Source organism: Arsenicibacter rosenii, assembly GCF_001870735.1.
Taxonomy (GTDB): domain Bacteria; phylum Bacteroidota; class Bacteroidia; order Cytophagales; family Spirosomataceae; genus Arsenicibacter; species Arsenicibacter rosenii.
In genome coordinates, this window is record NZ_MORL01000027.1 from 1 (window position 1) to 22,824 (window position 22,824).

Annotated in this window: 14 protein-coding genes; 6 read left to right on the top strand and 8 right to left on the bottom strand. The window is 54.1% G+C overall.

The annotated features are described in order from the left end of the window. The 4 genes from BLX24_RS26070 to BLX24_RS26085 form a co-directional block, all read right to left on the bottom strand. Nucleotides 1-2,568 (bottom strand): Ig domain-containing protein (locus BLX24_RS26070; protein WP_143092814.1); only part of this gene is annotated, 2,568 nt, incomplete at its 3' end. A 296-nt stretch (nucleotides 2,569-2,864) separates the two neighbouring features. Then, nucleotides 2,865-11,240, bottom strand: a complete 8,376-nt coding sequence (locus BLX24_RS26075; RefSeq protein WP_083422185.1) for a putative Ig domain-containing protein — start codon at nucleotides 11,238-11,240, stop codon at nucleotides 2,865-2,867. Nucleotides 11,241-11,820: 580 nt separating this feature from the next. Next, entirely contained in the window at nucleotides 11,821-12,735 is a 915-nt protein-coding gene (locus BLX24_RS26080) for an ROK family protein (protein ID WP_071506171.1), read from the bottom strand. 82 nt (nucleotides 12,736-12,817) lie between these two features. Further along, entirely contained in the window at nucleotides 12,818-13,492 is a 675-nt protein-coding gene (locus BLX24_RS26085; RefSeq protein ID WP_071506172.1) for an SDR family oxidoreductase, read from the bottom strand. 232 nt (nucleotides 13,493-13,724) lie between these two features. Between BLX24_RS26085 and BLX24_RS26090 the strand changes: the two genes are divergently transcribed. Continuing rightward, complete coding sequence (locus BLX24_RS26090; RefSeq protein WP_071506173.1) at nucleotides 13,725-14,453, top strand: MlaE family ABC transporter permease; 729 nt, start codon at nucleotides 13,725-13,727, stop codon at nucleotides 14,451-14,453. A 30-nt stretch (nucleotides 14,454-14,483) separates the two neighbouring features. Next, the gene (locus BLX24_RS26095; protein ID WP_071506174.1) at nucleotides 14,484-15,227 is read left to right on the top strand and encodes an ABC transporter ATP-binding protein; all 744 of its coding nucleotides are present in this window, start codon (nucleotides 14,484-14,486) and stop codon (nucleotides 15,225-15,227) included. Between the two features lie 125 nt (nucleotides 15,228-15,352). On the opposite strand, the gene BLX24_RS26100 is transcribed toward BLX24_RS26095, so the two are convergent. Further along, nucleotides 15,353-16,879 (bottom strand): polysaccharide biosynthesis C-terminal domain-containing protein, encoded by a 1,527-nt coding sequence (locus BLX24_RS26100; RefSeq protein ID WP_071506175.1) that lies wholly within the window; start codon nucleotides 16,877-16,879, stop codon nucleotides 15,353-15,355. A gap of 260 nt (nucleotides 16,880-17,139) precedes the next feature. Here BLX24_RS26100 and purH point away from each other — a divergent pair, with 260 nt between their 5' ends. From purH to gatC, 3 genes are all read left to right on the top strand, one after another. Beyond that, nucleotides 17,140-18,663: a bifunctional phosphoribosylaminoimidazolecarboxamide formyltransferase/IMP cyclohydrolase gene (purH, locus tag BLX24_RS26110; RefSeq protein WP_071506177.1), complete on the top strand. Its 1,524-nt coding sequence runs from the start codon at nucleotides 17,140-17,142 to the stop codon at nucleotides 18,661-18,663. A gap of 69 nt (nucleotides 18,664-18,732) precedes the next feature. After that, nucleotides 18,733-19,470, top strand: coding sequence for a lysophospholipid acyltransferase family protein (locus BLX24_RS26115; RefSeq protein WP_071506178.1), 738 nt, complete (start codon nucleotides 18,733-18,735; stop codon nucleotides 19,468-19,470). Nucleotides 19,471-19,536: 66 nt separating this feature from the next. After that, nucleotides 19,537-19,824 (top strand): Asp-tRNA(Asn)/Glu-tRNA(Gln) amidotransferase subunit GatC, encoded by a 288-nt coding sequence (gatC, locus tag BLX24_RS26120; protein WP_071506179.1) that lies wholly within the window; start codon nucleotides 19,537-19,539, stop codon nucleotides 19,822-19,824. Nucleotides 19,825-19,950: 126 nt separating this feature from the next. Here the strand turns inward: gatC and BLX24_RS26125 are convergent, their stop codons facing one another. The 3 genes from BLX24_RS26125 to ruvX are packed head-to-tail and all read right to left on the bottom strand — an operon-like array spanning nucleotide 19,951 to nucleotide 21,834. Next, a complete protein-coding gene (locus BLX24_RS26125; RefSeq protein ID WP_071506180.1) occupies nucleotides 19,951-20,742 on the bottom strand; it encodes an amidohydrolase in 792 nt (263 codons plus the stop codon). Between the two features lie 49 nt (nucleotides 20,743-20,791). Next, entirely contained in the window at nucleotides 20,792-21,364 is a 573-nt protein-coding gene (gene def, locus BLX24_RS26130; RefSeq protein ID WP_071506181.1) for a peptide deformylase, read from the bottom strand. Nucleotides 21,365-21,420: 56 nt separating this feature from the next. Then, the gene (ruvX, locus tag BLX24_RS26135; protein ID WP_071506182.1) at nucleotides 21,421-21,834 is read right to left on the bottom strand and encodes a Holliday junction resolvase RuvX; all 414 of its coding nucleotides are present in this window, start codon (nucleotides 21,832-21,834) and stop codon (nucleotides 21,421-21,423) included. A gap of 128 nt (nucleotides 21,835-21,962) precedes the next feature. Here ruvX and BLX24_RS26140 point away from each other — a divergent pair, with 128 nt between their 5' ends. Next, entirely contained in the window at nucleotides 21,963-22,805 is an 843-nt protein-coding gene (locus BLX24_RS26140) for an Rpn family recombination-promoting nuclease/putative transposase (protein ID WP_071506183.1), read from the top strand. Nucleotides 22,806-22,824: the final 19 nt, after the last annotated feature.

A 22,824-nucleotide genomic window follows, 5' to 3' on the forward strand; every position in this document is an offset into this window, starting at 1 on the left:
GGCCGTCAGGTTGGTGAGCGGCGCCAGTATACCGGTCGGACACAGACCCGACAGCGAAAGTGGCGCTCCTGCCAGGGCCGTCAGGGTGGTCGGCAGGTTTGGCAGGGCAGGCAGCGGCAGGGCTGATACCGATACCGGCAAATTGATGAGCGGGGTACCGGCAATGCTGACACTTACTGTCAGCGACGTGGCCGTCGTGCTCAATCCGCCGATGGATACGACGCCGTTCGATCCAAGAGCACCGACCGTTACACCGGCCGGGCCGGTGATAGACACGTTCACCAGCGGATCATTCAGCAGGAAGTTAGTTGGCAGCAAGGTCAGCGACGTGGCCTGACCCACGCAGCCCAGCGTGCCCTGAACGATATTAAGAACCGGTGCCAGCACATTGATATTGGCTACCGTCGGCACGCTCAGACAGCCGTTGGGATCCAGACAGACAACGGTCAGCGATTGTGCACCGGCAATACCGGTATTAATCGGTAACCCAATCCCGCTAATGGCTGTTCCGGAGGTACCCGTCGAACTTGAATAGCTCAGAATTCCCGTCGGGCAACTGCCAACCAGAGTCAGCAGACCATTTTGGACTACCGTATTTGACGCCAGCAAGCCCGTAACCGGTGCCAGGCTAATGACCGTAACGGGAACCTGAATGGCAGGGACCGGTACGCCGGCAACTGAGGCTGTTACGGTTAAATTATAGGTACCGGCCGGCAGACCCGTCAGCGATAAAACAGAACCCGGCTGAGAGGTTGTAACCAGAAAGCCATTGGGTCCCGCAATGCTGATACTTAGCAGGGGGTTAAGCAGGTTTGCAACAGTTCCTGTACCCAATAAGCTCAGATTAAGCGGTTGCCCCAGACAAACCGGCGCTGTTGGTAAGGCGTTTAGTGCATCGCCAATCAGATTCAGCACATTGATATTCAGTAACTGAGATGGACCCGCACAGCCATTGGTCAGGTTTACGCAGAGCGCAGTCACTGTCTGAATGCCCGACGAAACGGTATTAATCGGAATGATACCTGCTGCGGAGCTGCCGCTGAGGCCGGTCGAGGTGACATAATTAAGCACACTGCCAGCTTCGCAGACACCTGTAAGGCTCAGCAGAGAACCTACTGCAGCTGTTTGTGAAGCCAGACCGGTTGGTAGCGCCGGTAACGGAAGAATAGACACCGGAACCGGTAAGTTCAGCAGTTCTACCGTGCCGACTAAAGGCAGGGATGCCGAAGCGACCAGCGTCAGGTTATAGTTGCCGGATGGTAAGCCACCGGCTCCGGTCGGGATACTGACCACCCCGGTGCCACCGACAACAACGCTGAAGTTGTTTGGTCCTTTCAGCACTACCATGGCCCCTACAGGCAGGTTAAGCGGTAGCAGGCCGGACAAAGTGAGTGTCTGACCGGCACAAACCGGACCACTGGTACTGACGTTCGTCGTCGGCTGATTGACCGTGAGCGAGAATGTTGTCGATGTCGAAAGCCCTTGTGGATCCGACACGCGGACTGTAACCGGATAAACACCGGTTACAGATGGTGTGCCCGTAATCGCCCCCGAGGTTGTGTTGATGGCCAATCCTGTGGGTAAGCCAGTCGCTGAATAAGCCAGGGTCTGACCATCCGGTTCCGTAAACGCGCCGGATGTTGGTATGTTTACCGTGCTGCCAATCGCCACCGACTGACCTGGGATGGTTCCCGTAACGGTTGGCGGAGAATTAAGCGTGGTCGCCGATACAACCAGATCGTCAACCGATAGGCTGTGGTCAGTATCAATCAGATCCAGAAAGCCTTCCGGATCATCAGGATCGGTCCAGCGAAGCAGAATATACCCTCCGGCCGGAATATTGACAGTGATCGTTGCCGTCCGGGTTGTACGATTACCGGCGGTATTTCCGTTTAGCGTAGTGGCTCCGCCAGTAAAGTTCGGGCTAACGAAATTTAGAGCAGAAACAGAAACAGGCGTGTAGGTGATCCCCCCCAGATTAAGGGCTTCACCAATACCGCCTGCCAACAGGAACGTCGAATTCAACAGAGAGCCCAGCAGACCAGACCCTACTGTTCCCAGAGGAACATACTCGAAAAAAAGCGTTTGCGCAGCCCCGTCCCCGTCCCGATACCATTGCTCTCCCGTGTAGGTTACGGTGAGCGATGTAATCGGCAGACCGGTGTTGTTCTGAATCATGGCACCATAACGGATCGGGACCAGACCAACTGCTGAGTTGAGCAGGTTGGCGTTTGAGCCCAGGGCCCGTTCGCTGGTCGTACCAAAGCTGTAGCCACCGGCAGTGGGTACAATAGCACTGACAAGGTCCGGAGCGCCTGACGAAGCCAGAATCAGGGTTCGGTTACTGTAAATACCGTCTACATTACCAACCAATCCGGCCAGGTTTACGGTAATGCCGCTGTTTAAGGCATCAAAGTTTTGGGTAAAGCTGCTTGGAGTGCTTCCAAGAGGGACCTGAAGGCCTAAAACTTGTAGACCATTTTGAGCCAACACCTTACCTAAAGGCGCCAGCAGCACCAGACATAGCAATAACCATGACCTGATGTAAGGGAATAAACGTGTAACCATAAACGATAAATTTAAAAGTTGGCTGGAGCTGTTAATTTTCCAATAAAAAAATTAACATGATTTAGCGCGGAATATTACTCAGGATTACGTAATTGTAGTATGTTTAGATTTATTAATTCTATGATTTTTTCCGTTTTTTTATTTTGAAGTAAAACAAGCTGACAAAAAAGTAAATATAGTTTAATTGTAATTGTCGTATAGTTTAATATGTTGCTGTAATTATTTGACTATCATAAAAAAAACCGGCCGGAGAGCAACTGCTCTCCGGCCGGTTTTTTTTATGATAGCAGTACAGGCTATTGCCGGATAACTTTCACCGTTTTTGCTTTCACCGGTGTATTTACCTGCAACAGATATGCCCCTGCCGGGCGGCCGAGTTTTACCCGGACGCGCTGTACCGATTGGGCTTTTTCAACCCATTGCTCACCCTGGGCGGTGCCGTCCGGATTCGCTACCCGTAAGCGCAGCAGCTGACCTTCAGCACCCCGCACGTCAACATCAACCCACTCATCCAGCGTCGGGTTGCCGAGTACCGTTACCTCAAGCGCTGTTGTTGCGTCGATAGCTTCACGGCCTGTGCGCAGGCTGCGGCAATACCCTCTTGCATCAAAGGCATATTGGGCAATCACGCCGTTTTGCTGAGCCCGGATGATAAAGGGTTCAACGTTTGGTTTATCATTCCGTACGTCCTGTGCTACCTCGGTATCCATCTGATCGAAACAATCTGTGGTTGGAACAGTAATACCGATTGCCGAATAAGTAATGGTACTGCCATTGCCACCCGCCGTATTAAACTTGATTACCCCTGTCTGGCAGTTATAATCAGGTTGCAGGAGTTGTAGCGGCTGCCCGATGGTATTGGCCGCACTGCCACAGGTATTGTTTGGCAAAACCGTCAGCAGGAAGCTGGTGCTTGCGGTTCCTCCCTGTGGGTCGGTAGCCGTTACCGTAATCGGATAGTTTCCGTTCAGGAGCGGGAAGCCACTGATGACGTTGCCGTTAACCTCTAACCGGCGTGGTGCGCCTGAGAGGGTATAGGTCAGCGGCTGGCCTTCCGGATCGGTAAAGATATTGCCCGGAATCGTGTAGGTAAAGAAAATACCTACCGTAGCCGTCTGCGAAGGAATTGTTCCGGTAACAACCGGTGCCTGATTCCCGCTGCTTGCCGGATTAACCGTGAAGGTGATGGTTGCCTGACCGGTACTACCCTGTGGATCCTGCGCAAAAATGTAAACAGGGGTGTAAACACCTTGCTGTGTCGGTGTACCGGTAATCACACGGCCAACCAGGGCAATACCGGCCGGTAAGCCGGCGGCACCAAACGTAACGGACTGCCCTTCGGGATCGGTAAAGACACCTGCCGGCAGCGTATAGCTAAACGGTACGCCAACGGTTCCGGTCAGATTCGGCAACCCGCCATTATAAACCGGTGGCTGATTGGCCTGCCCCGAGCAGAACGTCCGGAAGTTAAACACGTAGGTTACAGCCGAGGCCGGATCGCCGGTATACCGTGCCATGACCGTAATGGTTGACTGATTCTGGTCATTGCGCAGTTCACTTTCGATACGGGCGTTCGGATTGGTGCTATACCCGCGTACCCCGATGGCCATGTACTCAACCGGCCGGTTCGGATCGCCGCCTGTACGGCCAAAGACAATATCACCGGTCTGGCAGTTGTAACTCAGGACAGTGGCTGTCAGCGGGCCACCGACAACCGGTGCCGGGTTAATCGTAATGGTAAATGTACCGGTTTGTGAAGCCCCCTGCGGATCCATGGCCATAATGGTTACCCCATATGCGCCCTGTAGTCCTGGCGTACCGCTGATGGTCTGTCCGGAAAGCGACAGACCCGCTGGTAAACCCGTGGCCGTATAGGTCAGCGCCTGCCCTTCGGGATCGGTAAAGGCATTAGCCGGGAAAGTATACGTAAACGGCACCCCAACGGTTCCGGTCTGATTGGCCAGCGTACCATTGTATACCGGTGGCTGGTTGCCCTGACCGGAACAGAAGGTACGGAAATTAAAGGCATAATTTGCGCTTGCACTGCCTTCTCCTACATACCGGATAAATACCGTGATCGCTGACTGGTTCGGATCAGACCGCAGTTCGGATTCGATGCGTCCGGATGGTGAGGTACTCCAGCCTTTTACCCCGATCGCCAGATACTCAACCGGCCGGTTCGGATCCCCGCCCGTGCGTCCGAAGACAATATCTCCGGTTGCACAGTTGTAACTGATCACGGTTACACCCAACGGTGTGGTGACGACAAATGCCGGATTTACAATCAGCGTAAAGGCAGTCGCGGCCGATGCATTCTGAGGGTCAGTAGCTGTAATCGTGATCGGGAAGTTACCCGTCACGGATGGTACCCCTGAAATAACACCGGTAGCCGGGTTGATATTCAACCCTGCCGGCAGGCCAATGGCCGTGTACATCAGCGGATCAACATCAAAGAAGGCTCCTGCTGTGGTCGTGCTGAAGGCGGCGTTAACCGTGGCAAACTGCGGAGACGTCAGATTGCCGACTACCTGCGGTGCCAGATTGCTGACGGCTTGCGGAACTACGTTCAGCACGAAGCTTGACGATACCGATGCTCCCTGCGGATCGCGGGCTGTCACCGTAACGGCATAGACCCCGGAAACCGATGTGCTGCCACTGATGATTCCGTTGGTGCTGTTGATCGTGATGCCCGTTGGCAGCCCCGTTGCCGAGTAGCTCAGCGGCCCGCCGTCCGGATCATTGAACGCATAGGCGGTTGGCGTTACAAACGCTGTGTTAACCGTTGCCGTTTGCGGGGAAGCCAGACCGCCGCCAACCAGTACCGGTGTCTGATTGGAAGGAGTTACGTTCAGAATAAAGCCAGCTGACACGTTAGCTCCCTGCGGATCCGTAGCCGTCACAATGATCGGGAAACTGCCCGATTGTGTCGGCGATCCGGAGATCACACCCGTTGTCGGATTGATGCTCAGACCCGTTGGTAAGCCGGTTGCCGTGAAGCTCAGCGGTCCGCCGTCCGGATCGGTAAACGCGCCGGCGGTTGTTGTACTAAACGCTACCCCAACCGTGGCCGATTGCGGATTGGCCAGTGGCGTACCGCTCAGCACAGGCGACTGGTTGGTGGCTGCCTGTGGCGAGACATTCAGGGTGAAGACAGACGATACGCCGGCTCCCTGCGGATCACGGGCGGTGACGGTCACGAGGAAGGTGCCGGTTACCGATGCCGCTCCGCTGATTATGCCGCTTGACGGGTTGATCGCCAGACCGGTTGGCAGGCCTGTTGCCGAATAACTCAGCGGTCCGCCGTCCGGATCACTAAAGGCATAAGCCGTTGGCGTAACAAAGCCAACGTTAACGGTCGCGGTCTGTGGTGATATAATACCACCGTTCGCCAGCACAGGCGGCTGATTCGCCGGAGCAATGTTGAGCGTAAAGCCGGTTGACGCCATCCCCCCCTGAGGATCCATTGCCGTTACCACGATCGGGAAGCTGCCCGATTGTGTCGGCGATCCGGAGATCACACCCGTTGTCGGATTGATACTCAGACCCGTTGGTAAGCCGGTTGCCGTGAAGCTCAGCGGTCCGCCATCCGGATCGGTAAAGGCCCCGGCTGTTGTCGTACTGAACGCGACGCCGACCGTACCCGATTGCGGATTAGCCAGTGGCGTACCGCTTAACACCGGCGCCTGGTTGGTGGCTGCCTGTGGCGAGACATTCAGGATAAAGACAGAGGAAACGCTTGCACTTGCCGGATCCGTTGCCGTCACAGTAACCGCAAATACCCCGCTTACCGACGGTACACCCGAAATAATGCCGTTGGTTGAGTTGATGCCCAGACCCGCCGGTAAGCCGGTTGCGGTAAAACTCAGCGGGCCGCCATCCGGATCGTTGAACGCATAAGCCGTTGGGGTGACAAACGCCTGTGCAACGGTGGCTGATTGCGGTGAATTAATGCCGCCGCCGACCAATACCGGTGCCTGATTAGACGGTGCAATATTGAGCGTAAAGCCGGTCGATGCGGCCCCTCCCTGCGGATCAGAGGCAATTACCACTACCGGGAAGCTGCCCGACTGCGTTGGTGTACCCGAAATGACGCCGGTGGCCGGGTTAATGCTGACGCCGTTTGGCAGGCCTGTTGCCGTAAAGCTCAGTGGTCCGCCGTCCGGATCGGTAAAGGCCCCGGCGGTTGTCGTACTGAACGCGACGCCGACGGTACCCGATTGCGGATTGGCCAGTGGCGTACCGGTTAATACCGGTGCCTGGTTTGGCGTCGTTTGTGGCGCTACCACCAGTGTGAAGCTCGCCGAGGCATTAGCGCCCTGCGGATCACTGGCGGTTACCGTGATCGGGAAGGTACCGCTTACCGAAGGTGCACCGGAAATGATCCCGTTCGTATTGCCGATGCTCAGGCCGGTTGGCAGCCCCGTTGCCGAGTAGCTCAGCGGTCCGCCGTCGGGATCGGTAAATACCCCCGACGTGTTTGTCAGGAATGTGGTATTAACGGTCGCAAACTGAGGCGAAGTCAGGGTCCCGTTGACCACCGGCGGCTGGTTGGCCGGTGTGACCACCAGCGTAAAGCCTGTAGACACTGAGCTGCCCTGCGGATCAGTGGCCGACACAATAATCGGGAAACTGCCCGACTGCGTTGGTGTACCCGAAATGACCCCGGTGGCCGGATTGATGCCGACACCGGTTGGCAGTCCTGTTGCCGAGTAGCTCAACGGTCCGCCATCCGGATCGGTAAAGGCCCCCGCTGTGGTTGTACTGAAGGCTACGCCAACCGTGGCCGATTGCGGTGAAACAAGCGTGGTGCTGGTTAGCTGAGGCGCCTGGTTCGGCACCGTCTGCGGCACCACATTCAGCGTAAAGAAAGACGTCGCACTGGCTCCCTGCGGATCGCGGGCGGTGACTGCAACGATAAAGGTACCGGTTACCGACGGAACGCCGGAGATGATCCCATTCGTAGAGTTAATGGCCAGGCCGGTTGGTAAGCCGGTTGCCGAGTAGCTCAGCGGGCCGCCATCCGGATCATTAAACGCGTAGGCTGTCGGGGTGCTGAACGGCGTGTTGACCGTGGCTGTCTGCGGGCTGGCAATACCACTGCCAACAATGGCCGGTGACTGGTTGGCCGGTGAAATGACAAGAACGAAATCATCGGATACCAAACCACCCCGACCATCATCGGCCGTTACCAGTACTGTAAACGTACCGGCTTGTGTCGGCGTGCCGGAGATGATCCCGGCGGCTGAGGTTGTCAGTCCTGCCGGTAAGCCGGTGCTTGTAAAGGTCAACGGATTCCCGTCCGGATCAGAGAACGCCGGGGTCACATCTGTACTGAATCCGATACCGACTGTTCCGGACTGCGGCGACGGAATACCCGTCCCGACGATTACCGGCGGCCGGTTCGGTGCCGGTGAAACAATAATGGTCAGATCATCGGATACCGAACCACTCTGGCTGTCGGCTGCGGTTACCGTAAACGCATAGGTTCCGCTGGTTGACGGTGTGCCGGAGATCACCCCACCCGTCGGTGAAATGGACAGACCCGGAGGCAGAGTACCGGTTACCGTAAAGATCAGCGCGCCGCCTTCCGGATCAGCGAAATAAGGCGCAAGGCTGAATGCGAACGGTACTGTAACGGTCGCCGATTGTGGTGTCGGAATACCACCACCTACCAGAACCGGTGGCTGATTGGGGGCCGGAGAGATAATCAGCACCAGGTCATCGGATACCGAGCCGCCCTGGCCATCATTGGCCGTAACGATCACCGTAGTTGTACCGGCCACCGTTGGCGTGCCGGAGATCGTACCGGCTGGTGAAATGCTTAATCCGGCAGGTAACGGGGTGCTGCTGAATGTGAGTGTATTGCCATCAGGGTCATTAAAGGCCGCTGCCACATTCGAACTGAAGCCGGTGCCGACCGTACCTGATTGCGGCGACGGAATACCGCTCCCTATTAAAACCGGTGACTGATTGGTTGGCGAGGCAATGATGACACTGATGACGGTAGCCTGACTGACGCAGCCCCCGTTAACACAGACAGCTGTGTAGGAGACAGTACCGGCCGTTGTGGTTGGTACGTTGATCGGGCTGCTGGTTCCGCTCAGCCCGTTTGATCCCACATAGCTTAAAGAGCCGCCACCTGAACAGCTGGCCGTAAAGACAACCGGATTATTAGTGCCTTGCGTGACAGAGACGGATGTTTGTCCGGCCGGATACGTCTGGCCAACGGTCGGGCTCGACGCCACGGATGGCGGCTGAACGCTGAGTACCGTAACCGGTAAGACAACGCTTGCCACCGGTGCTCCCAGCAGGTAAGCGGTTACCGTCAGGTTGTTGGAGCCCGCCGGCAAACCGCTTATGGTCAGAACGCCCGGACCACCTGCTACTACGTTCAGGTTGGATACGCCCGTTACCGACAGACTTACCAGATTCAGATCAAGACCATTGCCGCCTAACAGCGTTACGTTCAGTACGTTGCCGAGGCAAATCGGATTGATGACGCCCGCCGGCGTAAGGGTTCCGTTTACCAGCGTCACGTTCACGACCGAGATCGGGCTGATACAGCCATTGGCATCCAGACAGACAACCGTATAGGATTGTACGCCTGCACTGCCGGTCAGCACCGGAATAATGCCCGTCGCGGTTGAGCCGGAAGTACCGCTGGTTGAGGTATAGTTCAGCACACCCGTCGGGCAGGTACCCGCCAGGTTGAGTGTCGAGCCGGTCAGGCCGCTGACCGATACCAGATTCTGTACCGCAGGCAGACTGATGACATTGGTCGTCAGGGCGACATTCGCCACGGGTGTGCCCGACAGGAAGGCGGTTACCGTCAGGTTATTGGTGCCGGTTGGCAGTCCGGTTACCTGTAGCAGGCCCGGTCCCAGAACCGTAGCCGACACACCGACAGGGCCGGTCACCGACAGACTGATGAGGCCGCTGTTGGCGCCGCCGGTCAGTCCGCTCAGAATACCGCTGCCCAGCAGGCTGAGGTTGAGGGGCTGGCCCAGACAAATTTGCGGCGGCGTGCCGGGCAGCAGACTCAGCCCGCCGCCGACCACCGTTACATTGGCCACCGAGATGGGGCTGATACAGCCGTTTCCGTCGATACAGACAACGGTGTAGGACTGTATGCCGGTTGCGCCGGTTGGAATTGTCGGATTACCGGTTCCCGTACCGTTGGTTGAGGTATAGTTCAGTACACCTGTCGGGCAGCTGCCGGTCAGCGTCAGGGTATTGCCCTGAAGGACGGTCTGAGAGGTGACAAGGTTAATCACAGACTGAACGGCATTGGGCACGGTAACGGCTACCGGAACAGTCAGGATCGTTTGACCAAGCAGGGTTGCTGTCAGGGTAAGGCTGTTTGTTCCCGCCGGTAACCCCCCGGGGCCGGTGGCCAGCGTAGCGGTTCCGTTGCCGCCGACAACGGCGCTCACGCCATTGGGCCCGCTGATTGTCAGCACCGCTAACGGGGGCAGGTTCAAGGGCAGAATACTTAGCGAAAGCGGTTGCCCCAGGCAAAGCTGACCGGTAGGAGTGACCGTGGCCGATGGCTGGTTGACCTGCAGGCTAAAAGACGTAGCTGCCGAATTCCCTTGCGGATCGGATACGGCGACCGTTACCGTCGACGTACCGCTAACGGATGGTGTCCCCGTAATGACCCCTGTTGACGGATTAATGACAAGACCGGTGGGTAATCCGGTTGCCGAAAAGCTGAGCAACTGTCCGTCCGGTTCTGTAAAGGCGGTAGCGGTAGGTATGTTTACGGCTACGCCCACCGTTGCCGTTTGCGCCGGTATCGTGCCCGTTACCTGCGGCGGATTATTAATGAGAGTCGGCGTAATAACCAGATCGTCGATTGCCAGACTATGACTTTGCAGGTCAAGCAGGGCCGGTACAACCGCTTTCCAGCGCAGCAGAATAAGTTCGCCGTTTTCAACGGGTGTGGAAAACGTAATGACCCCGTTGATGGCAGCGCTGTTTGCTGCCAGGTTGCCATCCAGTTCTGTCGGGGTCGGGAGCGCTACCGGAAAACCAGCCAGGTTTGTATTTCTGATACTGGTAAAATCCAGTGCCGGAACCGCCGTAAACGGAACGGTCGTAATGGCATCGTTCAGTAATAATAATGTATTTCCTAAAACGGTCGTAATCAGACTCGTTCCGGCAACGCGGGCATAATCAAAAGTCAGGCTTTGCGACTGGCCCGATGCGTCGGTATACCATTGCTCGCCCCGATACGAAACAGACATGGATGATATACGCAAACCCGAATTGTTCCGGATCAGAACACCCAACGTGATTGGCGTAATACCAGCGGTAGAATTTAAACTGCTCGGGTTAGCCCCGAGCGCGCGGTCGGTTGTATTCCCGAAACTATAGGCTCCCGTTGCCGGTACAATGGCATTGACCAGATCCGGGGCGCCCGTGGAGGCAAATACCGTCAGTCGGTTGGTATAGGTGCCGTCTACGTTCCCTACTAATCCGGCGGCGCTGACTGTCAGGCCGCTGCTGAGCGAATTGAAGTTTTGTGTCAGACTGGTCGGGGTTGTCCCGATCGGTACATTGATGCCTAAAACCTGTAGGCCGTTTTGTGCCAGTGCCCCGCTGAGAGACATGGCGAGTACCATCAAAACCAGAAATCCGGCCCTGAGGATACAAGGTAGTTTTTGTTTCATAAACGTTGACTAAGAGATAGTTGACCGGACGATTCAGACAAAGTAATACCGGTCTCCGTTTTTTCCGGAGTTACCAGTGCCTTGTCTGAAGGCATCCCAGATACGCTACATGACTCTGCCCTCGCAGCAATGAGCAACAGAGAACGTTCTTCGGGTAAGTGAAGCGCCCGAAGCGAGTAATGTCCGGGGAGACATTACCTCTGCCGTAAACCAATCAGCGGGTGTGGGCCGGCTGATCACTGTACATGTTAAAGGAAATAATTAAGTTGAGGTTTTGCCATAGTCCGTCTGATTGGGTGAATACTATAAAAACCAGTAATTGTACCGCCAAATGTATTGAAGTTCTGTAATTAGCAAAAGTCACTTAATAATAAGTCAAGGCTATTTGTGTCTTTTTATGTGAACTTAATGGTAAATAATGGTAACTAGTTATTTAACGGTAACGTTGACGGGTAATTTGCTTGATTTATGCACGTCCGGGTCGGCCGATTATTGGTTTGATTGGGGCTATACAAAAAAAGAAAGCCCTGATCATCCGTTAATGCATGGATAATCAGGGCTTTATGTACTTAAGGCGTGTTTATTCGAAGCAGAGTGAAGCTGCTCCTAACAGCCCCGCATCATTACCAAGTGTTGCGCGCTTGATCGACAAACCGTCTTTGTAGTAAGGCGTGAGCCAGAAATCCAGCTCTTTTTGTACCGCCGGCAGGATATATTCAAAGGAAGCAGACAGGCCACCGCCAATGAGGATATTGCGGATATCCAGAATACGGATCAGTGATACCAGGCCTTCGCCCAGCATTTCGCCTACTTCTGTCCAGATTTGCAGGGCGAGCTTATCGCCTTCGGCCGCAGCGGCGACCAGACCAGTCGTTGAGATTTCACCATCGTCCGGCAATTGGGTGGCACCGGTATACTCCGAACGGCGCAGGTTAGCCAGGTCCAGCAGTTCTTTCTTGCCGATGTTGCGCTCCAGAACCTTGCCGTTACGGGAAGGAATATGGCCCGGCTCCATGGCATTGCCATCACCGCCTTTAAACACCTTCTTGTCGATGATGGCGGCACCACCAACGCCGGTCCCCAGCGTAATGAAAATATAATTCTCGTCGTTCATGTCTTCCACGAAGTAGAACTCCCCAAGCGCGGCGGCATTGGCATCATTCTCCAGGAAGAACTCAACATTCGGAAAACGTTTGGTCAGAATATCAACCATCGGAACGCCATTCAATTCAGGGATGGCGGTGATTTCGAGCGGCACCGTACGTTTACGGTTAATCATACCGGGCAAACCGATTCCAACTTTGGTGATGTCCTTATGATCGGCCAGCTGAATGGCAATGGCGTCGCCGAAGCGCTCCATGAAATGGCCCGATTCGCGCCATGAGGACGTATCGTGACTATAGAAGTTAGAAATTTTGCCGGTTTGGGCGTCTACGATGCCCATTTTAACATTTGTGCCGCCGACATCAATGCCTAGATACTGAATAGAAGACATTTTATGAATATACAGTTTGCTGTTTGCAGTTTACAGTTGGGAGTTAATGGATGAAGTGGCGTGCAAGATACAAACATCTTTACTAAATATCGCCTAATTGTGGCCGAATCAGCACCTCTTCAACGACCGCACTTCGGGAAAGGCTATAGGCCGCCCATACGGTGTCGGCCACATCTTCCGCTTTCATGAAGCGGTCTTCGGGCAGCTCCGTACCTTCCCAACTGGCTGTGAGTGTGGCACCCGGCATAACGGCCGTTACCTTCACGCCGTGTGGTTTTAACTCCTCGCGCAATACGCGGCTCATGCCCAGCAGGGCATATTTGGAAATACAATAAGAACCGCCGTTTGTGTAGGCCGTAATACTGGCCGTTGAACACATCATAACGATATGGCCCTCGCGCCGGGCAATCATATCCCCGACCAGGCCGCGGGTCAGGTGGTAGGCGCTGGCGACATTGGTGGCCATGAGCTGTTCAAAAACACCCTCGGCCTCGGTATGAATCTGTCCGGGCTGAAACACACCGGTGTTGTTGACCAGTACGGCAACCGGCCGGTTCAGCGCCTGCAGGTAATCAATCAGTTGGTTTACCCCGTCGCGGGTCGACAGATCAGCGGCGACCGGCAGGTAGTTCTGCCCTTCGACGCCGGTTACGGTACGGGCGCAGATGACGGCATCGAACCCTTCGCTGATAAAACGGTCGGCAATGGCCCGCCCGATTCCCTTGGTCCCGCCCGTCACAACAAGTAATGGATTCATAGTAAGTCTTTGTTGGTAAAGTGGCCGGGTAATGCCGTGCCTGCCGGCAGCCGGAATCGTCCCGTACAGCTATCAATTTTTTTCGAAGCGGCAATTTACGCAACAAACCATTCTATCTTTACCGGCGTTTCTAATTGAGTCTACTGCAAATTGTCATTTGTGGGCTATACCGGTCTCGTTTTTGAGGTAAACAACGGCAATTTTGCCAGGGCAGCAGCATAAATTACCAGACATGTCACATATAGGTAAGTATTTTATTTTTTTAGGTACGCTCTTTACAAACCGGGAGAAGTTCAGGGTCTATTACCGCTTAGTGATGGAAGAGTGCATTTCCATTGGTATTAAATCTGTGTTTATTGTTTCGATTGTCTCGACGTTTATCGGGGCGGTTACGTGCGTACAAACGGCCTATAACCTCGTCAGCCCGCTCATTCCGTTGTCTATCATTGCGGTGATTGTCCGGGACAGTACAATTCTGGAACTGGCACCGACCATTACGAGTGTCGTACTGGCGGGTAAGGTCGGGTCGAATATCGCCAGTCAGCTCGGAACGATGCGGATTACCGAACAGATTGATGCCCTGGAAGTGATCGGGATCAATTCGAGTTCGTATCTGGTCCTGCCCAAAATGATCGCCTCCATGGTGATGTTTCCGCTCCTGATTATCCTGGCTGGTTTTCTGTCGATCTGGGGTGGCTATGTAGCCGGTACGCTGACCGACATTATTACCCCGCAGGACTATATTTACGGACTCCGGTCTGATTTCAAACCGTTCAGCGTGACCTTTGCCCTCATCAAGTCCGTGGTTTTTGCGATCCTGATTTCGTCGATTTCGGCCTATCAGGGGTATAACGTACGGGGCGGGGCGCTGGAGGTCGGAGCCGCCTCCACAACGGCCGTTACCAACAGTTGTATTGCCGTGCTGGCCGCCGATTTCTTACTGGCGCAGTTGCTGCTCTAAACGCACCACCATTTCATAAGGATTCAGACAATGATTGAGATAAAAAATATTGCCAAAACCTTCGGCGACCGGCAGGTGCTGGCCGGCATCAGCGGAACCTTCAGACCCGGCGAAACCAGCCTGATTATTGGTGGCAGCGGTACCGGTAAAAGTGTTTTGCTGAAATGCATGATCGGCCTCGTGAAACCCGATCAGGGTGAGGTGTTGTATAATGGCCGGAATTTTCTGACGGGCGATGAGGAGGTGCAGAAGGAAATCCGTCGTGAGATGGGGGTGCTGTTTCAGGGATCGGCCTTATTTGATTCGAAGACGGTGCTGGAAAATGTACAGTTTCCGCTTGATATGCTGACAGAAACGCCTTCGGCCGAGAAAGAAGAACGGGCTATGTTCTGTTTGCAGCGTGTCGGGCTGGAGGCCGCTGCCGAACGGATGCCTTCGGAGCTGTCGGGCGGGATGAAAAAACGGGTAGGGATTGCCCGCGCCATCGTCATGAACCCGAAATACCTCTTCTGCGACGAACCAAACTCGGGCCTCGATCCGCTGACATCCATCAAGATCGATCAGCTGATTAAGGAAATTACCGACGAGTTTAACATTACAACGGTCGTAATTACCCACGACATGAATTCGATGCTGGAGATTGGCGAAAAAATCATGTTCCTCTACAAAGGCCTGAAAATGTGGGAAGGTGATAATTCCACCATTACCCGTTCGACCGTTCCGGAACTGAACGAATTCATTTACGCCAACAAACTACTACGGGATATTAAATAACCTTTTCCCTTTCCCCGTACGGGCGACCCCACGTGGTCGCCCCAATAACTGCCTTGGGTGTGGTCGCCCCAATAACTGCCTTGAGTGTGGTCGCCCCAATGACTGCCTTAAGTGTGGTCGCCCGGTTATTTCCGGAAACGGGCCAGTGCCAGCTTAACCGTATCCCGCTCAATAATGGCAATCGTGCCGAGATAGGCCAGAAACAACGCCAGGTGATACGGCACGGAAATCCACAGATTGCTGATGGTAATCTGCCCCGAAAAATAAATCAGTATCCCTGCGCTGCCGATGTACCACACAGCTGATTTGAGGTGGTACGGCACCGGATAATACTTCTCTCCGAGCACATAGCACAAGACCATCATGACCAGGCTGGAGGCCAGGAAGGCAATGGCGCACCCCATATAGCCCATGCGCGGGATCAGTGCCATGTTCAGCACAATGGTCGTGATGGCGCCGATAACGGTAATCAGGGTGCCGAACTTTGTTTTGTCGCTAAGCTTAAACCAGAACGAGATGTTGTAATAAACGCCCAGAAACAGGTTGGCCAGCAGCAATACAGGCACCACAACCAGCCCGACGCGGTATTTGGGTGAAAGCAAAAGGCCAACCAGATCGAGGTTCAGACTCACGCCGAGCCAAAGCACCACACATACAATGATAAACCATTTGGTCACGTCGGCCAGGAGTTTGGGCGAGTTTTTGTCTTCGGCCCGGCTGAAAAAGAAGGGGTCTGCCGCAAACTTGAAGGAGTTGATGGCGAGCGCCATAAAAATAGACAGCTTCAGGCAGTTGCCGTAGATACCCAGAGCATCCTCCGACGTCAGGCCCGGATAGAAATTGTCGGGTAGAAAACGGCGGAGCAACAAGCGGTCTGTCAGCGAGTTGAGCACCCCCGACATGTTAGTGAGCATAATGGGCAGGGAGTACGCGAGCAAGGTCCGGACAACGGCCCACTCAAAGGTAAAGCGGAAACCGGCAAAGGCATCCCGCATGAAGACAAAATACAGGGCATTGGCCAGCAGGTTGGCCAGCAGAATATAGGCCGGGCCAATCTCCGGCCGGTAAATCCAGGCCGCAACCGGTTGCAGGGCGGTCAGATAGTCGCCTTCCGAAATATCCTTGCAGAGTACGATAAAGAAAATGTTCAGAGCGACATTAATCAGAATGTTAACCACCTTCGCCTTAACAAACCGGCGGGCTTTGTTTTCGACCCGCAGGCGGGCAAACGGGATGGCCACGATGGTATCAACCGCCAGAATCAGACCGGACCACATCACGGCGGTTGTTTCGCCCGGATAGCCGAGGTAGCTGGCAATCTGCTCGGCAAAAAGTGTGGTCAGGATGGCCGGAACCAGGCCCGACAAGATGAGCAGGCTTGTGCTGCGGTTGAAAATCAACTGCCGCTCGCCGGCCAGTTCAGGGCCTTTTGCCCGGGCCGCAAACCGGAAAAACGCCGTTTCGAGCCCCAGCGTATAGACCGACATCAGCATGCCGATCCAGGCATACAGCGTTACATTAGACGAAAGATCAGCGGGATTTTCAAAGGCATAGGTCTGGATAGGGGCCAGCGCAAAGTTGATGGATCGCGCCAGAATGGTGCTGACACCGTATAAGGCCGTGTCTCCGGCCAGTTTTTTGAATGTACTCATTGTTGTGTTTCATTCGCCCGGAAGATCATCGTCCGGCGCCCGGTCGGCGACCCGGTCCGTGCTACAGGGCAAAAATAACGGAAATTTACCGGCATTCGTGAGGAAGCCTCTACGAACGCGTGTGGTATGCAGGCTTTTGGTTATCTTTGCGGCTTCATTGAGGGCAAACGGTATCGTGCCGAAGCTCCATCGAACGTCAAATCCGGCAATCAAATCAATCAAAAGGCTGGAAACAGCAGGGATGCTGTTCAGGAAGAATCATGAAAATCTCCTCCGCTTTAATCTCCGTTTATTACAAAGACGGTCTCGAACCCCTGGTGAAGTTGTTGCACCAGCACAATGTAAAACTGTATTCAACAGGTGGTACCCAGACATTTATTGAAGAGTTAGGCATTCCGGTTACGGCCGTCGAAGACCTGACTGGCTATCCGTCGATCTTTGGTGGCCGGGTGAAAACACTGCACCCTGCCGTTTTTGGTGGCATCCTTTACCGCCGTGATCTGGATCAGGACGTAGCCCAGGCCGAACGCCACCAGATTCCGAACATCGACATGGTGGTGGTTGATCTGTATCCGTTCGAAGAAACGGTTGCATCAGGTGCGTCAGAGGAAGATATTATTGAGAAAATTGATATCGGCGGTATCTCGCTGATCCGGGCAGCCGCCAAAAACTATAAGGATGTGCTGATCGTATCGTCGCGGAGCCAGTACGGTGCTGTAGTTGATCTGCTGACGGAAAAAGACGGCGGTACTGAACTCGCCGACCGCAAGCAGTTTGCCCAAGCCGCATTTGGCGTTACATCGCACTACGACACCGCCATCCACGGTTATTTTGCCGGTATTACGGCCGACGACCAGTCGTCGTACAAACAATTACCGGCCAACCCGCTGCGCTATGGCGAAAACCCGCATCAGCAAGCTACGTTCTACGGCGATCTGGAGGCGATGTTCGACAAGCTGCACGGCAAAGAACTGTCGTATAACAACCTCGTTGACGTAGACGCCTGCGTCAACCTGATCGACGAGTTTTCGGCCTCCGAAGGCGCTACGTTTGCCATTATCAAGCACACCAATGCCTGTGGTATTGCTACGGCAGCCACGCCGCAACAGGCCTACCTGAATGCCCTGGCCTGTGATCCGGTATCGGCCTTTGGCGGGGTAATCATCTCCAACGTGCCGGTTGATCTGGCAACGGCCGAAGAGCTGAATAAGCTGTTCATGGAAATCCTGATTGCGCCTGACTATGCACCGGAAGCCCTCGACCTGCTGAAGTCGAAGAAAAACCGGATTCTGCTGACCCGCAAACCAGTAACGCTGCCGTCGAAAATGATCAAAACTATCCTGAACGGGGTACTGGAACAGGATCAGGACCGTCAGACAGAAGTAGCGGCTCAGTTTAAGACCGTTACCGACAAAGCACCGACCGACAGCGAACTATCGGCGCTGGAGTTTGCTCTGAAAGTGTGCAAGCACACGAAGTCAAACACGATTGTACTGGCTAAGGAAGGTCAGCTGCTGGCAAGCGGTGTCGGCCAGACCAGCCGCGTTGATGCCCTGAAACAGGCCATCGAAAAGGCAAAATCGTTCGGTTTTGATCTGACGGGCGCGGTAATGGCATCTGATGCGTTTTTCCCGTTCCCTGACTGCGTTGAAATCGCCCATCAGGCCGGTATCACTGCCGTGGTCCAGCCCGGCGGTTCAATCCGCGATCAGGATTCGATTGATTACTGCAATCAGAACGGCCTGGCCATGGTGACCACGGGCGTCCGGCATTTTAAACACTAATACAGTAGGGCGACGGAGCCGGAAACTGCCGGAGAGGTAGCCGCCGGCTCTGTCGCTGGTTTAAGCGATATGAATCTCCTCTACTCAATCTGGTGTGCTGTCTGGATCAGCGTGCTGTATCTGATTTTATTTCCGGTACAATACATCTGTTTGCAGCGGGAAGCATGGAAACCGGCCGCCCACCGGATTAATTACATTTGGGGAAAGCTGTTTTTCTTTGGCATTGGTATGCCTGTGCGGGTAGAGTACCGGTTCCGGCCGGATCCGAAGCGGGCCTATGTTTTCTGCGCCAATCACTTTTCGTACCTCGACATTGCCATGATGGGGGTAGTGATTGAAAACTATTACGCTTTTGTCGGTAAGAGTGAGGTAAAGAAAATCCCGTTGCTGGGGTATATGTTTGCCAAACTGCACATTCAGGTAACGCGGGAGGAAGCCAAAAGCCGCGCCTATTCGCTGAACAAATGCATCCGGACGCTGGCCAGAGGCCGCAGTATTGTGATTTTTCCGGAGGGAGGCATCCGCGCCAAACAGCCGCCGAAGATGGCCTACCCGTTTAAGGACGGTGCGTTTACGATGGCCATTCAGCAGCAAGTGCCGATTGTACCGATTTCGTTGCTGAATAACTATAAGATTTTGCCGGACAAGAAAAAGATGCGGATGCATCACATGGCAATCCGGGTAGTGGTCCACGAACCGATTTCTACGCAGGGCATGACCCAGGAAGATGTGGAGCGCCTGAAGGAGCAAACGTTCCGGGTCATTGATGCCGAACTGATGAAGTCTGAAAAAGTAACCAGTGTGTAATGGCTGACTCAGTCCGTTGGTAGGTAGTACCGCCGCAGACAGAGTGACTCAATTGCGTACAGACATATGAAAGTAGATAAAGAAACCTTACATAAGATTGCGCATCTGGCGCGTCTGGAAGTCCGTCCGGAAGAAGAAGCGGGTATGCTGAGCAGCCTGAACGAGGTGCTGACCTGGATGGAACAACTGAACGAAGTGGATACCACAGGTGTGGAACCGTTGATGCATATTTCGGAAGAACTAAACGTAGTCCGGGAAGATGCGGTCGGCGAACACCTCAGCCGTGAGCGCGCCCTGGCCAACGCCCCGCAACACGACGAGCAGTTTTTCCAGGTTCCCAAAGTCCTCGAGTAGAGACGCAATATTTTGCGTCTCAGTCTCAGTACAATGGCGTCTCTGCTTACCGGCGGGGCTATCAAGAGACCGGTGAGTAGTGCATTATCCGGAGAGAGGGAGACGCAAGATATTGCGTCTCTACGGTTAGGTCAATCCAAACCCGTCTGCATCCAGATAGGCCGGAAACTTAGCGCGGAAGTCGCGGAGTTCGTCCAGCGACAGCGTTTGCTGGTGGCAGATTTCCGTATGCGTGTGCCGGACCAGTACCTCCCCTCTGTAATTAATAACCGCTGAGTCACCGCTGTGAGGAATGCCGTTTCCGTCGGCGCCGACACGGTTCACCCCAACGACATAGCTCAGGTTCTCAATGGCCCGCGCCTGGAGCAGGGTATTCCACGGCTCACGGCGTACTTCCGGCCAGTTGGCTACATACAGCAAGAGGTCGTAATCGAGCAGAGCTGGTGGGCCGGATTCAGGCACCCGGTTGCGGCTCCAGACCGGAAACCGCAGGTCGTAGCATATCAGCGGGCAAATGCGCCAGCCTTTCCATTCTTTCACCAGCCGCCGTTTGCCGGCCGTATAGGTTTTGTCTTCGCCGGCCATGCGGAACAGGTGTCGCTTGTCGTAGGTGTCAAAGGTCCCGTCGGGCTCCATCCAGACCAGCCGGTTGTAAAAACGACCGTCTTCCTGCACCACATAACTCCCCGTGACAACCGCCCCCGTCTGGGCCGCCATTTGTTTCATCCACCGGAATGTAGTCAGGTTCATCCGCTCGGCCACCGAAGCAGCCTGCATCGTGAAACCAGTCGTAAACATTTCAGGCAGTACAATCAGATCCGTGGCTTCGGGTAAGCCAAAGATGCGTTCTTCGAGCATGGCCCGGTTGGCAACAGGGTCCTGCCAGTAGAGATCGGTTTGAATGAGAGTAATGTGCATAGCAGGAATCGAAAGCGATGCCTGACCTCAGGCATCGCTGTTTGGCCCGTTATTTAGGGAACCGCATACGGTAATCGACATCAACCTTGCCTTTCGTGATGTCGGAGAGTTTCTTTTTGATCAGCTGACGCTTCAGCGGGGACAGGTAGTCGGTAAACAGCTTGCCTTCCAGGTGATCATATTCGTGCTGGATGATACGGGCCGCCATGCCGTCATACTCTTCTTCGTGTTCGTTCCAGTCGAGGTCAACGTAGCGGATCCGGATGATTTCAGGGCGGTACACTTCGGCCCGGATGCCCGGAATACTCAGGCATCCTTCTTCAAATCCCCAGTCCTCGCCGTCTTCTTCGATAATTTCCGGATTGATAAATACCTTTTTAAAGTTGATCAGACTCGGGTCTTTCTCCTCTTCGGGCTCATCGGCGTCGATTTGTGTACCATCGACGACAAACAGCCGGATACCTTGTCCGACCTGCGGGGCCGCCAACCCGATTCCCGACGATGCGTACATCGTCTCAAACATATCGTCACTGAATTTTTTTACATCGATCGTGCCGGGCTCGATGTCTTTTGCCGGCTTCCGTAAAACAGGATCGCCGTACGCAACAATTGGAAGAATCATAATTAGACAATGAGTGTCGTCTGATAGCAGTCAGTGAAGAGGTTCTATCGGGCGCACTATTTTTTGCTTTCCATGAACGACTGTAAAATAATGGTGGCAGACACCTTGTCGATGTTGCCTTTTTCACGCCGGTCTTTCTTTTTGGTGCCTCCGGCAATCATTGCCTGCAAAGCCATTGACGACGTAAACCGCTCATCGTGAAGATAAACGGGAATTTGCGGCAAAGCGTTCTCCAGCCGGCTTACAAACTGGCGGACCCGCTGTGTGTTATCGGTATCGGTGCCATCCAGCCGGGTGGGCATCCCGACCACAAAGGCCTCAACGGCTTCGGCTCCGGTATATTTTTTCAGGAAATCGAGCAACTGATGGGTCGGGACGGTTTCGAGTGCGGTAGCAATAATCTGCATCGGGTCGGTAACCGCGATCCCCGTGCGTTTGGTGCCATAGTCAATTGCTAAGAGTCTTGCCATAGAATCGGCAAAGTTACACGTTTGGCCGCGTTAACCCAACCCGCGATGCAGGAGGAAGAAGAGCTTTCGGCAGGATATGCCCGATTTTCGGGCGAAGAGAATTGATGTATCTTTGAAAAAAAAGTACCATGGCTAAAAATCTGGTTCGGTTCGATTGGGCAATGAAGCGGTTACTGCGTAATAAGGCTAATTACGTAGTCCTGGAAGGCTTTTTATCGGAACTGCTGCGGGAAGACATTCTGATTGAACAAATTCTGGAAAGTGAAGGTAATCAGGATGATGAAATGACGAAGTTTAACCGGGTGGACATGCTGGCCCTGAATAGCCGGAAAGAGCTGGTAATCATAGAACTTCAGGATAATAGTGAGGCTGATTATTTTCAGCGGATGTTGTTTGGTACGTCTAAGGCCCTGACCGATTATTTCCGGCTGGGCGATTCTTACAAGAGCGTACGGAAAGTGTACTCAATCAACATTGTCTACTTTGATCTGGGGCAGGGTGAGGATTATGTGTATCATGGTAGAAATGAATTTGTCGGCATTCATCGAGGTGATGTGCTGGGGCTTTCGGCTAAACAAAAATCGTCGTTTGGCCATGAACACATCTACCAGATTTATCCTGAATATTACATCATTAAAGTGAATCGGTTTGATGATGTAGCTAAGGATACCCTCGACCAATGGATCTATTATCTGAAAAATAATCAGGTAAGGGATGAATTCAATGCCAAGGGGCTTGAAGGCGTCCGGCAGCGGCTCGATTTTGATGCGCTTACTCCCGATGAAAAAACAGCCTACATCAGGACACTGGAAAATAAGAGCATTGAAAAGGATGTTATAGAGACGGCAAGGGGAGAAGGTCAGTTGCAGAAATCCCGCGAGATCGCTCGTCAGATGAAACAGGACGGTATGCCGGTTGACCTCATCGTGAAATACACTGCCTTATCTCCGGACGAAATTCAGTTGCTTTAGTGAACCGCTGTTTACCGAT